We start from the raw sequence: 11,265 nt of genomic DNA, 5'->3' as shown, positions 1-11,265 counted from the left end.
AGTATTATCTTATTATTTATATACAATACTCTAATAATAACTATATAAAAAATTTCTAAATAAAGCATTTAATTTGATTTTATTCATTAAATATGGATATGTAATTATTAGCTAATATTTACATATCCATATTTATAGTTTAACCAATATAAATATTTTATACTTACTTGTTATTCTTTCCTCCATTCACTAAGAAGAAATATGTAGATGCATCATTTCTAGTTTTAAATTCAGGTGAATCCTTATATTTATCAACATTTTCAGAAGTTAATCCCGTCTTATCTATTCCTCCAGTTTCATATAAATTCAACGCTGCATTACCATCTTTAACTATTTTAGTTTTTATATTTTTTAATTTTACAACATTAGACTCCCAATAAGTTTCATTTTTGCTCATAGTATGTTGATCTTCTAGCTTCCAATCACTAACAATAAATGGGCCATTGTAAACAATTTTATCATGAGTAGTTCCATAAGTTTCGCCATATTCCTCAACTACTTTTTGATTTTGAGGGAAGAATACAGGAAATGCCATTAACTTATCAAAATAAGTAACTGGTCTTAATAACTCAACCTGTAAAGTATTATCATCTAAAGCTTTAATACCCACTTTATCAGTAGAACTTTCTTTTCCTGTATTATAGTCTTTAGCTCCAACCACATCATACAGTATATATGAATATTCTGAAGCTGTTTTAGGATTTAGTGTTCTATGCCACGAATACACAAAATCTTGAGCTGTTATATCATCTCCATTTGACCATTTAATTCCTGGTCTTAATTTAAATGTCCATGTCTTGCCATCTTCTGAAGTTTCCCAACTCTCAGCCATTGCAGGTAAAGCCTTATCACCTTCACCCATTCTAACTAACCCTTCCATAGTATTGGTCATTATAAAAAACGACTCAGCATCAGTTGCCTTGCTTGGGTCTAAGGTAGGTATATCAGAAGTACTTGATAAGTTGATTGTTTTGTCTTCTCTATCTATATCAGCCCATTTATAAGTTTCTTGTATTGTAGGTGATACGACTATATCCTTAATAATATCCTTTTGTAGATAAGCAACTCCTTTTTGGAAAAATGGTGTTAAATATGCATCTTTTAACATTATATTTTCAGCTTCTCCATATTTTTTCCAGCTTTCATTTTTATCAGGAGTAGATTTAGCTTCATCTATTAATTTATCAAATTGTGGATTGCTGTAATTTACTTTAGTAGAATATTGTCCGTTACTTACCATGGTTTCTAAAAATGTTAAAGGATCTGGATAATCAGCTCCCCATCCAGCATAAGCTAAGTGAAATTCACCTTTTGCTTCTAACTCTAGCTTTTGCTTAAATGGTTGTTGTTTAACCTTAACAGTAAGTCCAGGTAGTGCGTTTTGAAGTTCTGCTTGCATAAATTCAGCTTGTTTTTTGCTAGTATCAGTATCAAAAGTTAATAATTCAAGTTCTACTGTATCGAATCCAACTTCTGTTTTAGCTTTTTCCCACATAGCTTTAGCTTCTTCTTTATTGTAAGAATATCCTTGTACATTAGCAACCTCTTGATACTCTTTACCTTCATCATTAATTCCTAACCCTGCTGAAGTAAAATAATCTACCGGAGAAGACCCATTATTAAGTATAGTATTACATATTGTTTCTTTATCTATAGCCATTGCTATAGCACCTCTTGCATTTTGATTTGCAAGTACTGCATACGGTTCTCCTATTTTACCTGTATCAGATTGTCCTTGGTTTGAATCATTCCCTCCAGTCGAACTACACCCAGCTACACTAGTTACACTTAAAGCTGTTAGTGCTAATACAGCTAGCTTTTTTCTTAAAACCATGCTAATCCCCCCTAAAAACACTTATATTTTAAAATATATAATAATTGTAGTATAAATTTTCTAAATATTCTATAAATTATTTTGTTCAGTTTTTAAAAATTTCCGATATTTTTTAACTTATTATTTTGTATTTTTATGTTATATGATTAATTACTCCAATATGTATTATTTTATATAATTATATATATTGGAGTAATTTTGTTTTTAAATTAAATATAATGTACTTTTTGTAATTTAAAAACATATATATAAATAAAAAGGAATGATATATAATATGAGTGAACTTTTTATAATGTTTTTTGCATTAGGAATAATCTTGATCATATTATCATTTTTATTATTTCTTAAAAATGGAAGCTTTATCAAACATAAAGGTGGATTAAGCATAATTATCATTTTTCTTCTTTTACTTACATCTATAGCATTTTCTTCTTTTCCCAGCAACTATACATTCCAAATTATAATTAGTATTTTAATTGGAGCTATTGGTTTGTATGGAGGTTTTTTAACTATTTATAAATCAAATTGTTACGATATCGGTAGAATACTTATATTTGTATCTATGGTAGTTAATTTTTCCATGCTGTTTTTATAAATAAAAGCCCTGAATATCATTTAGCAGGGCCTTTATTTATTTTATGTATATAAATATTACTATCTATAACTTTTTTATCTTTTATTAAATTTTTTTTATAAATATCTATGCAATCAATATTTTTATTTTTTATAATTTTAATTACTTTTGAATATGTGTCATTTTCTAAACTTACAACATTCATACTAAAACTTTCTTTATTAGTTTTAGATAATAGCTGTATAATTTGATTTTGGCTTGAAATTGAACATATTTCACCTTTTTCAACTAATATGATATATTTGCCTCTACATTCTTTCAACCCTAGTGACACTAATTTTGACTTATTTTTTGAAAATACTATTTTAGTTCCTATATTTTTTAATTTATATAAATCTAGTTCGCGATTGTTAGTTATTACAACAAAATTTGCCACAATTTCATTGTAACTCTTGATTGTTTCTATCAATGTATCATCATATTCATTTAAAATCATAAGTCCACTTAATAGATTCTTATCATTTGATACTTTTGCGGATATAAGTCTATTTTTCATTTCATTTATATCATATATATTTTCAAATTTATTATTTGGGTATTCATATATAGTACAAGTAGAACAATTTATATAACTATCTAAACTTTCAAGTGCTTTACTTATTTTTCCACATTCAATATAAGCTAAACATTCCATAAAATATAAATCCTTAAAATTAGATGTCGTTGATTTTACACTTTCTATAAACTTTAATTCTTTATAAAATTGTTTCGTATTTGAATAAACCTTAACTATATTTAATATTAAATATGGATAAAACATATAGTTATATTTAGTATTTATCATTTTAATAGCATTTTCATAAGACTCTATAGCATTTGGGAAATCTGATATTCTTGAATACTCGTTTCCTAAAACATAAAAATAATAAGAATCTTTTTCTTTTTCATCATAAGATTTCAAAATATTTATATTTCGTTCATATTTTTTATTTATATCACTATGCTTTGAATCATATCCATAATGATATATTTCTATATCTGTCATCTCAGTACAATCCTTACCATTAAATTGTTGAATTTCATTAGCTATTTGTTCATGTATTTTGCCTTTGAATCTGTAATTTGGATTATTTTCAAATAATCTAAAAACTATATATTCTCCCATATTAGTTTTATTTATAATATTTACTAATCTTAGAAAGTATCCTTGAACTAAATTACTTTGACTTAATAATTTTATTATTTTACTTAAAGCACTTTTAGGAATCTCCTCATCTGCATCTAAACATAATATATAATCTTTAGTTGCATGTTCTAAAGATACATTTCTAGCTTCACTAAAATTATTGTTCCACTCATAATTTATCAATTTAACGTTATATTTTTTACATATATCAATAGTTTTATCACTAGATCCAGTATCTACAATTATAATTTCATCTGCAATTTCTTTTATACTTTCAAGACATCTGGCTATATTTTTTTCTTCATTTTTAACTATCATACAAATACTTAAACTTTTCAAGTATAATCCCTCCTATTATGCTACTAACCCAAAATAGGTCTACCATAATTAATATGATAGACCTTTATAATTTAGGAGTCTTTCTTAGTGAAATCTTTACTTGCACTTGTTAAAAATCCTATAGATGAAAATAATAGATTTTTAATAAGTATAAGTGAAGGGTTATTTACATCTATATTTAAAACATATGCAATTGTTGTTATAAGCATTGCTATTACTGCAAAACTTCCAACTAATAAAATTTTATTTTTCAATAGTCTTTGATTAGAAGTACAATTTTTAGTAGATTTTTCTAATATATAACCTGCTATAGAAGAAAAAGCAGTTCTTATAGTAACTAAGTTACCCGTAGCATCTAGTTCAGGATGAAATATAGATATACATACAACACTTAAGGATATAATACCTAATACAGTTAAATACTTGCATACTATTCCTAAGTTCTCAAAGAATTCTTTAAATTCAGTTAAAGCAAATTGTATTCCCTTTCTCAGCATAATAATCACCATTGTAACTTTTTTAAAAAGTAGTTACAGTACATAATATGAGTTTTTGAAATAATTGTTACTTTCTGTATGTTTTTATATATAATTTTTGGGGTAAAAAGATAATATTGTAAAATTCATAAAAAGGAAGCGATTGTAATGTTTGATTTACTAGAAAATTTAGTTGAAGAAAATAAAAAATACATAAAAAATGGACATGTTGCAACTTACATACCTGCATTAGCTAGTGTTGATGAAAATCAACTAGGTGTAGCTATTGTAGATTTAAGAACAAATAAATATAAAGAGTATTTTGCAGGAAATTATAATAGTAAATTTGCAATAGAAAGTACATCTAAGGTTATTACTCTTATAATGGCTATGTTAGATAATTCACCTGAATATGTATTTAACAGAATAGGTACTGAACCAAGTGGTTTTGCTTTTAACTCTATACTTAATATGGAGATAAACGATAAAGAAGTTCCATCTAATCCCTTTATAAATGCCGGAGCTATCATTGTTAATTCTTTAATAAAAGGTAAAAACAGTGATGAAAGAACTAATAGAATACTAGAGTTTACAAAAAAACTAACTAATAACCCTAATATAGAAGTAATTGAAGATATATACTTATCTGAAAAAAGAACTGGTGATATAAATAGATCATTAGCCTATTATATGAAAGGTCATAATCTTATTGATGGTGATGTAGAAGATATTCTAGATTCCTATTTTAGACAATGTTCTATCTCAGTAACTGCTCTAGATTTAGCTAGAATAGGTGCAGTACTTGCAAATAAAGGATTTTGTCCTTGGAGCAATGAAAATTTAATACCTACAGATATCTGCACTATTATTAAATCAATAATGGTAACTTGTGGGTTATACGATGAGTCTGGTGACTTTGCAGTTCATATCGGTATACCTGCTAAATCTGGTGTAGGTGGAGGCATTTTAGCTTCTGTTCCTAATAAAATGGGTATAGGTATATTTGGCCCTTCTCTAGATCCTATGGGAAATAGTATTGCTGGTGTCAAGATGCTTCAGCAACTATCTAAAGAATTAAATTTAGATATATTTGAATAAATCAAAAGCCACCCAATTTAATCGGTGGCTTTTTGTTATTTAATTGTATAATTTATTATATCAGTGACCCTACACAAAGCATTACTACTGATAATGTCATAATTATTCCAACCAGTGGTAAAACAAATTTTAACCACTTATCATAAGTTACATCTACCATAGCTAATGATGCTAAAATTAATCCTGTTGGAGTTATTATCCCGATTAATCCCTGTCCAAACATATAGGCAGTTATTATTATATCTCTATTAACTCCAACAACATCTGCAAGTGGCGCCATTACAGGCATAGATAAAACTGCTAGTCCTGAAGATGAGTTTATAAAAAATCCTAAAACTATATAAACAAAGTACATAACCACAGAGAATACTACTCCACTCATATTTGATACGATTCCACTTAAAGAATATAGTAGTGTATCACTTATTAATCCTCCATCCATGATTATAGTAACTCCTCTAGCTAATGCTATAATCAGAGCAACTCCTAATAAATCAGCCGCACCTTGTACAAAATTTGATACATAATCGCTTTCCTTTTGATTAGCAAGTGGTACCATTATAAATGTTACAGCAAAGAATAGAGCTGTCATATCTATAAATCCCCAACCTAATTCTTTAACACCATAAATCATTATTACAAAAGATAATCCAAATATTAATAACATTATTTTTTTTCTAAAAGTAAACTTAACTAAATCTTCATCATTTTCCTCTGATAAAAATTTCTTTTCTATTTCATTTTTTTGAGCATATATCAAAGACTTAGTCGGATCTTTTTTAACCTTTTCCCCATATTTAATTATGTAGATTAAAGTTATTGCCATTGCTATTACTAAAGTTAATAGCCTTAATGGTAATCCCTGTGCAATACTAACTCCAGCTATATTTGAAGCTATTACTGTAGAAAATGGATTTATTGTAGATACCATTGTACCTATACATGACCCTAAAAATATCGTAGCAATTGCAACTATAGCATCATAACCTGCTGCTATAAATATTGGAACTACTATTGGATAAAATGCTATTGTTTCTTCAGCTAAACCAAAAGTAGTTCCCCCTAATGCCACTAATGATGCAATTATAACTATCATCCACTTTTCTTTTCCTTTTAGAGCTTTAGATAGTGCATTTATACCTGCTGTAAAGGCTCCTGTACTATTTATTACTCCTACTAATCCTCCTATTACTAAAACGAAGGCTATAATATCTATAGAATCATATAAACCTTGTATAGGAGCTTTTAAAAATGTTGTTATTGCTCCAAATATAGATGTGTCTCCTTTTTCTAAACCTTCATAAGTATTTGGAATTGCAACTGGTTTTGAAATTGATCCACTAGTAAATTGTTTTAAATTTACATTAACACCCAATTCATTAAGCGTTTCTTGAGTTCCTTTATATTCTTTAGATTCACCATTAGGTAAATCTACTATAAAGTTTGAACTATTAGGATCATAACTTAATTTGGCATATTTTCCTGAAGGAATGATATAAGTTAGTCCCATTACAATAAGCATTACAATAAGTATTACAGTGTATGCTGTTGGAAAAGAAAACTTTTTCTTGTTTTTCATATTTTTACCTCCTTTTATTTTATTAATAAAATCATAACATTTCTTCATTTATTTTGTAACTGGATTAAACATTTTCCCAATTATAAAAATATTCCCATTTTTTACAAATAAAAATAACTATCTTTAATCACAGATAGTTATTTCAAGTTAATTTTTTGATTATATATATATGTATTATTTATTAATGACTTTTCTACATTATTAGAAAATTCAAATATAGTTTTAGAGTTTGTATTCTTAGGTAAATATTTTAATCTCATCTCGTCTGAATCAACTACATTTTTTATATCTCCATAATTTATATCAGAATTTGTATCTGAATTTATTATTCTTATAGCTCCAACTAAATAATCTTTATGTAATTGTTTTTCTTTTGCATTACTCTCACTTAAGGGTACATTAAACTCACAAATATTTGATACTGTTTTAGTTTCTTTGTTAGGAGTAAATAAGTTAACTTTTATATATGTCGAAAATTCATTCTCACCTTCTACTCCAAAAGTAGTTAGACTTGAATTTTTTTCTTTATTTTTAATAAATTTTAATCCATTTGTTTTTGCAAATTCAATTGAATACTCTGTTAAATCTTTTTCTAAATTTTCTATTTGATTTTTATATTCTTCATATGTTAAATCTTGTTTAGCGGATACATCTTTCTTTCTTTCATATGATCGTTTCATATCAAACTTAATGCTTTGATCATAATAATTAAAGTTAATTGCTTTAAAGTTTTTTATCGTTTTTTTTACTTCTGTTTCATTATTTTTATTGTTATTTAACACATTTAAACATTCATCTAGACTTGTATCTTGAATACTTTTTGTTCCAACTAGTAAATCATATAAAGCTCGTACTGCAGCATCATTTTTAACTACTTTATTATCATCATTCTTGAAAATATTACCATCTACTTCAATTGTGTAGTTAGTTTTATTTGCAATCATATTTATCACTATATATTCATTTTCTATTTTTTTAAAATTTTCTCTTGTAGCTAAATTAAGTATGATTGTTTGCTTATCAGGTGTCAATTGAGGTTTAAATTCAGATAAGTCTGAGTTTATTTTTTCCATCAAATTTTGAGCTTCATCATAACTTAAAGTAGTTATTGTATCATCATCTATTTTATCTAAGTGATGACTAACATCACTCATTGTATTTTTCATTTCTTTGTTTTTTTGTGATGTACATCCTACAATATTAAGTCCTATTAAAACTGTTAAACTTAAAATCACTATTTTTATTTTCAAATCCTGCCTCCGTATCTATACTGAATATAACCATAATTTATCTACCCATTTTATAGTTATATCTTTTGTTTTCATATTTTCACATAACAATAATATCATTTTTCTTTCCTCTGTAAATAATTCATAAATTATCTCGTTAGGTTTATGTTTATCATGAATTTTATCAACTTCTATTATTCGTTCCCTAAACAGTTTTGGTAAAGTATAACTTATATTAAGTAACTGTTCTGCTACAATTACAATATTATACTTTTCTTTTTCTCCAATGTTTATATGTTCAGGTACATAGTTTTTATAGATTCTAAATACTTTATCCATTATAAAATCCGTAATCTCAACTAATTTATTATTACTCAAAACAATATTCGCCCCCTATAGTATTTATATTCATATTTAATATTGTTATTTTAATTTATACACTTATTTTAATTTTTTTAATCACTTGATTAATCATATAAAATATTTATATATTTTATATATACTAACCTAGTCACTTAAAGCTTCCAATCTATGTTTGGATTTTTCATGATCTTCATCTGCTGCTTGCTGATACCAAACTTTAGCATTTTCGTAATCTACACTTACGCCTAAACCATGTTCATACATATATCCTATATTATATTGAGCTTCTGTACACCCTTGACTAGCCGATAATTCAAACAAGTATAGAGCTTTTTTATAATCAACTTCTACCCCAATTGCATCTCTGTACATTTCTCCTAAATTATTTTGTCCTACTTCATCACCTTGACTAGCTGATTTTTTATAAAAATATATAGCTTTTTTATAATCTATTTCTACCCCTAGTCCTTTTTCATACATATACCCTAAGTTACATTGTCCTATTTCATCACCTTGACTAGCTGATTTTTTATAAAAATACATAGCCTTTTTATAATCTACATCTACCCCTAATCCTTTTTCATATATATACCCTAAGTTATTTTGAGAATTTGAATCACCTTGCTTAGCTGATTTTTCAAACCAATATATTGATTTTTTCATATCGTAAGTTTCAAAAACTATATTATTAGGTATTTTTAAATCTAAATATTCCTCAATCCCTTCAATTCCTGATTGATATAATATACCTAATATATATTGAGCGCTTGAATTACCTTGCAATGCCGATTTTTTACATAGTATAATGAACTCTTTTAGATTTGTTTCCCTATTTTTTTCACTTATACAAGTTATTGCTGATTCTAGTTGGTTTTCTGCATCTTTTTTATTATATTCATATATACCATTATCTAAATTTTTCATAGTATCTCCTTTAATACTTATTTTATAATAATTTTATTCACTTAAATACTTTGTCATTATTTAACCTACTTGTAAAGTTATTTTTGTCTGAAATTTAAAAATGACCTAATAATAGGTCACTTAATCTAAATTTTTTTAATTTAAGAAGTTTCATATAAATATATCCTTTTTATTACAGGTAGTTGTATACTATTAAGAAATAATTTCAGATACTCCACTATAAGATTTTGGTGTATTTTCTTTTATACCAATTGATGATGCAATTACAGTTATAATACTCATTAATATGAATAAAGTAAATCCTATTTTGTATCCAGCTACTCCAGCTCCATTTATTTGTATCACAAAACCTATAAATAAATTTATAATTCCACTCCCCATAAATTCTGCTGTATTTATGATACTAGTAGCCAATCCTGAGTATTCATCTTTATTCTTATATTTAACATCATTGAAAGCTTGAAGATGTGCCATATTCACGCATCCTAGTAAGAAAAATGCTATAGGCAAAAACACTATGGAAGGTCTTACATCATTAGCAATTACAATAAATATCCATATAAATAAATTTATTAAACCTCCTATTCTAACTATATTAAATTTATTACCTTTATATTTTTTAAATAACACATTCATAAGTATAGCTCCAAAGACAAGCCCATAAGTCAAAAAAGAAACTATAAATGCAGATATACTCTTACTTACATCATAAACGTCAACTATATAGCTTACTCCCCATAAACTGCTAAAAGCTGTTGTAACCCCTACTAATGAAAACATTATACAAGAGTTATATAAAGTTGATTTTGTAGATATAACAGATTTTAATCCTTGTTTTATGTTTATTTTCCCTGAAATTTCTTTATTAGTATCTACTTTAAAACCATATTCACAAGGTTTATTCCTAACAACTAAATATATACTAATTCCCGATATGATGCCTATAATACCTATTAATATAAATGAATTTCTCCACCCAAATTGATCTATTAATAATACTAGAGGAAATGTTGCAAATACTGTTCCCAAGTTACCTATCAGCGAAAATTTTGCAGAAGCTGATGCAAATTCTTCTTTTTTAAACCAATTTCCTTGAATTTTAAACATCGCAAGTAATATCACAGAGGTTCCTGTTCCTACCATTATACGAGATAAATATGCAAGTTCAATAGTTTGTATATATCCAAACAATATAGATCCCATACCTGCTATTATCATTCCTAAGCTACTAATCTTCCTTGCGCCATACTTATCTATAATAATACCTCCTGGTATTTGCATAAGTGCATATGCATAAAGTGTAAATGATGCAATATTTGATATTTCTATAGAGTTAAAACCTAATTCATTTGACAGATTATCAGAGATTACCGCTGTTGACATTCTAAGAAATAGGACTAATACAAAAGAAAGTGTGATCACCCACCATATACTCCACTTAATCTTAGAATACGTTTGCTCGTTTTTAATCATAATTACTCCCCCTACCTTTTAACATTTATATTCATTCAGGTAAATTTTATCATGTAAGTTAATTTTTTTCAATATAATGAAATTATATCTTTAAATTTCATTATAAATTCATATATATAAAATATATTTTGTTATTTAGAGAAAAATAAAAATAAGACCTTGTTTAAAACAAGGTCTTATTTTTATTCAA

At 26.4% G+C, this 11,265-nt stretch carries 9 protein-coding genes; 1 reads left to right on the top strand and 8 read right to left on the bottom strand.

Annotated features, from left to right (window positions below):
- Positions 1–163: 163 nt before the first annotated feature.
- The 3 genes from ACRCYC_RS01135 to ACRCYC_RS01125 form a co-directional block, all read right to left on the bottom strand.
- A complete protein-coding gene (locus ACRCYC_RS01135) occupies positions 164–1,834 on the bottom strand; it encodes an ABC transporter substrate-binding protein (protein WP_438617350.1) in 1,671 nt (556 codons plus the stop codon).
- A 611-nt stretch (positions 1,835–2,445) separates the two neighbouring features.
- Positions 2,446–3,933 carry a tetratricopeptide repeat-containing glycosyltransferase family 2 protein gene (locus tag ACRCYC_RS01130; RefSeq protein WP_438617349.1) on the bottom strand — a complete coding sequence of 496 codons (1,488 nt, stop codon included), beginning with the start codon at positions 3,931–3,933 and terminating at the stop codon, positions 2,446–2,448.
- Positions 3,934–4,004: 71 nt separating this feature from the next.
- A complete protein-coding gene (locus ACRCYC_RS01125; protein ID WP_438617348.1) occupies positions 4,005–4,430 on the bottom strand; it encodes a hypothetical protein in 426 nt (141 codons plus the stop codon).
- Between the two features lie 147 nt (positions 4,431–4,577).
- Here ACRCYC_RS01125 and glsA point away from each other — a divergent pair, with 147 nt between their 5' ends.
- Positions 4,578–5,507 (top strand): glutaminase A, encoded by a 930-nt coding sequence (gene glsA, locus ACRCYC_RS01120; protein ID WP_438617346.1) that lies wholly within the window; start codon positions 4,578–4,580, stop codon positions 5,505–5,507.
- Positions 5,508–5,562: 55 nt separating this feature from the next.
- Here the strand turns inward: glsA and ACRCYC_RS01115 are convergent, their stop codons facing one another.
- From ACRCYC_RS01115 to ACRCYC_RS01095, 5 genes are all read right to left on the bottom strand, one after another.
- A complete protein-coding gene (locus ACRCYC_RS01115; RefSeq protein ID WP_438617345.1) occupies positions 5,563–7,086 on the bottom strand; it encodes a YfcC family protein in 1,524 nt (507 codons plus the stop codon).
- A 137-nt stretch (positions 7,087–7,223) separates the two neighbouring features.
- Complete coding sequence (locus ACRCYC_RS01110; RefSeq protein WP_438617344.1) at positions 7,224–8,336, bottom strand: hypothetical protein; 1,113 nt, start codon at positions 8,334–8,336, stop codon at positions 7,224–7,226.
- Between the two features lie 15 nt (positions 8,337–8,351).
- Positions 8,352–8,693, bottom strand: a complete 342-nt coding sequence (locus tag ACRCYC_RS01105) for a hypothetical protein (protein WP_438617343.1) — start codon at positions 8,691–8,693, stop codon at positions 8,352–8,354.
- Positions 8,694–8,822: 129 nt separating this feature from the next.
- Entirely contained in the window at positions 8,823–9,602 is a 780-nt protein-coding gene (locus ACRCYC_RS01100; RefSeq protein ID WP_438617342.1) for a tetratricopeptide repeat protein, read from the bottom strand.
- Positions 9,603–9,794: 192 nt separating this feature from the next.
- On the bottom strand, positions 9,795–11,075 hold the full coding sequence (locus tag ACRCYC_RS01095) for an MFS transporter (protein WP_438617341.1): 1,281 nt from the start codon (positions 11,073–11,075) through the stop codon (positions 9,795–9,797).
- Positions 11,076–11,265 lie beyond the last annotated feature (190 nt).

The sequence above is a fragment of the Paraclostridium sp. genome (genome assembly GCF_051657365.1).
GTDB lineage: Bacteria > Bacillota > Clostridia > Peptostreptococcales > Peptostreptococcaceae > Paraclostridium.
This window is presented reverse-complemented; position numbering and strand designations above follow the sequence as displayed.

Coding starts and splice junctions, on each gene's coding strand:
- ACRCYC_RS01115 (WP_438617345.1), bottom strand. CDS start 7,086: ATGAAAAACAAGAAAAAGTTTTCTTTTCCAACAGCATACACTGTAATA.
- ACRCYC_RS01095 (WP_438617341.1), bottom strand. CDS start 11,075: ATGATTAAAAACGAGCAAACGTATTCTAAGATTAAGTGGAGTATATGG.
- ACRCYC_RS01125 (WP_438617348.1), bottom strand. CDS start 4,430: ATGCTGAGAAAGGGAATACAATTTGCTTTAACTGAATTTAAAGAATTC.
- ACRCYC_RS01135 (WP_438617350.1), bottom strand. CDS start 1,834: ATGGTTTTAAGAAAAAAGCTAGCTGTATTAGCACTAACAGCTTTAAGT.
- glsA (WP_438617346.1), top strand. CDS start 4,578: ATGTTTGATTTACTAGAAAATTTAGTTGAAGAAAATAAAAAATACATA.
- ACRCYC_RS01100 (WP_438617342.1), bottom strand. CDS start 9,602: ATGAAAAATTTAGATAATGGTATATATGAATATAATAAAAAAGATGCA.